This is a genomic window from Deltaproteobacteria bacterium (assembly GCA_019308995.1).
Classification (GTDB): Bacteria; Desulfobacterota; Desulfarculia; order Adiutricales; family JAFDHD01; genus JAFDHD01.
Map to the genome: position 1 here is coordinate 1 of JAFDHD010000221.1, position 2,068 is coordinate 2,068.

The 2,068-nt window shown below is 47.3% G+C and carries 3 protein-coding genes; all 3 read right to left on the reverse strand.

The annotated features are described in order from the left end of the window. On the reverse strand, positions 1-146 hold a 146-nt coding region (locus tag JRI95_17125), incomplete at its 3' end, for a tRNA 2-thiouridine(34) synthase MnmA (GenBank protein ID MBW2063268.1). Between the two features lie 687 nt (positions 147-833). Then, positions 834-1,112, reverse strand: a complete 279-nt coding sequence (locus JRI95_17130) for a hypothetical protein (protein MBW2063269.1) — start codon at positions 1,110-1,112, stop codon at positions 834-836. A gap of 207 nt (positions 1,113-1,319) precedes the next feature. After that, positions 1,320-2,009 (reverse strand): DUF1641 domain-containing protein, encoded by a 690-nt coding sequence (locus JRI95_17135; GenBank protein MBW2063270.1) that lies wholly within the window; start codon positions 2,007-2,009, stop codon positions 1,320-1,322. Positions 2,010-2,068 lie beyond the last annotated feature (59 nt).

Genomic DNA, 2,068 nt, shown 5'->3' on the forward strand with positions numbered 1-2,068 from the left:
GACTGTTTTGCTGCCTCATGTCCGTCAAATATCTCCATGGTAATACCGACAACGTCATATTCTTTTTCCTTTAAAAGAGCTGCGGCTACCGAAGAGTCGACTCCTCCGCTCAGCCCCACTGCAACTTTTGCCCTATTATTCCTCATGATACCTTTAGTGGTTCTCAATTTTCTGATTACCGGCATCCCTGCGTCATTGGCAGAGCTCTTCCTGGATGAACTACAGGGGGCCCTAAAAATCAAGCGTGAAAAGAGTTTCAAAAACACCGCTCCCCCAGGCTGGTTTTTCCTGCATTGTCTCTTACAATGTGACACGGGCTATGAAAGTAGCATTATTCATGGGAAAACTGAGGAGGCGATGTGTTTAATAAAGAAATGACGGTGAAGAGGTAAGCAGTAGACAATATTACTTCAGCCCTATGAAAGAACGCAGAAAGACATTTACGACACAGCCTGTCACTATGCGCGTTGTCAGTATGGGGCAAATTAACACCCCAATTGAGGGGAAACACTCAATGGAAATCTGTCAGAAGCCAGTAGTCAGCGATCAGGAGAAAAAATCTACTCGAAATTCTATAATTTCAGTATAGATGAAATATAATTATCTGGGTGAAAATCGTATCCTGACAGATTATCGGCAATCGCTGAATGCCCCCTAATCGTGTTTTTGCTCGATTAGGGCAACAGTATCCCAATAGTCGCTAACAAAAACAAGCTCTTAAAAAACCCGCCCAATAATTGAGCTTTTACCAGCAGGTCCAAAGGTTCAATTATGAGGCGGGCCAAACCCGAAGAGCCACAGAATTCGCTGCCAGAGATGCTGTGCATCCTGACTTACTCCGTTCTTATTGACGGGGACCGGAGTAACGAGGAAGAAGGTTCTTTGGGCCTTTCACCGTGTCTCGGTAGTAAAGCGACATTTTTACCATCAAGACCGGTAAAGAAATACCACCCACCCGTTTTCAGATCATGCCAAGCCTCCCCGGTCACGTGTTTCCCTTTAAGCCTGATTCCGGCCTGTAAGATCTCATAATCACCTTCTTCCTTTGGAATTCCATAAACACGCGCCTGTCTTCTCCGACCATCTTCACACTCCACCATCTGTTTTTTCATGTCTCCCTCCTTCTTCTACATAATTGGAAGTAACTGACAAAACAGCATCCTGCTCGCCAGACAAACACCCAAAGCTTATGCCTAAGACCCTGATAGTAGGAGTCATCTGGGGCAACGTCTCTTTTCCCAAGTGGTATACATCTCTTTTTCCCTTTTGCATCCTTGAATAGTCCGGGCGATTGATGCGGCCCCCTCACTCAGGCGACATTACGTGGAATATTCAGACGCTGCACGCTCGGGAGCATTATTATTTTTTAATTTGCCCAGCCCCTTGGTTAGCTCCATCAAAACGCCGAGGCCTGCCTTGACTTCCTTTCCGGAGCAGGCCGAGAAAAAGCCTAAGGGTCCGACGTCTTTGGAGGTCGTCAGATCCACTTGACCCGGCAGGTCTGCCATCTTCTCAAAAAAAGCTATGGTCTGCGGGTCTGTCAGTTTCTTGGCCAGGCCGAGCAGGGTGACAACGCCGTCACCGATCTCCTCGATGTCCTCTGGCGTGTAGGCCGCTGCGATCTTGGCGCGGACCTCCAACATGGCCTGAATAACGCGGAATACGCCCCTCTGCTCCAGATCATCCAGGTAATTTATTATCTGGGGCACGGTTGATTTAAGTAAGGGCTCTAAGGTGGTGACGAAGTCAATGATGTTTTCCAGTTGATTCATGGCGTAGGTGATGTTACGCACGCTTCTAAGCATCCGCTTAATCATCACTAACAGATCTTCCACCTGGAAACCGGATTCTACGTCCTCAAGCTCTTTGATCATTAGTTGAATGGCATTATTGGCCAAGGGGGTCAAATCCTCCTTGAATTCGTTTATCCCCTTGATCGATTTGGCCAGAGGAGCTAACTGGGCCTCAATATGGTCGAGTCGCTCCATAATCAGTTCTTCATTAGTCATAACCGCCTCCTTCTTCTTTTAGATACTCTGGCGCATCTTACCGGCCATGGTCATTTGGT

Bases quoted from the DNA above. Each gene is read 5' to 3' on its own strand.
- JRI95_17130 (MBW2063269.1), bottom strand. From the start codon at position 1,112: ATGAAAAAACAGATGGTGGAGTGTGAAGATGGTCGGAGAAGACAGGCG.
- JRI95_17135 (MBW2063270.1), bottom strand. From the start codon at position 2,009: ATGACTAATGAAGAACTGATTATGGAGCGACTCGACCATATTGAGGCC.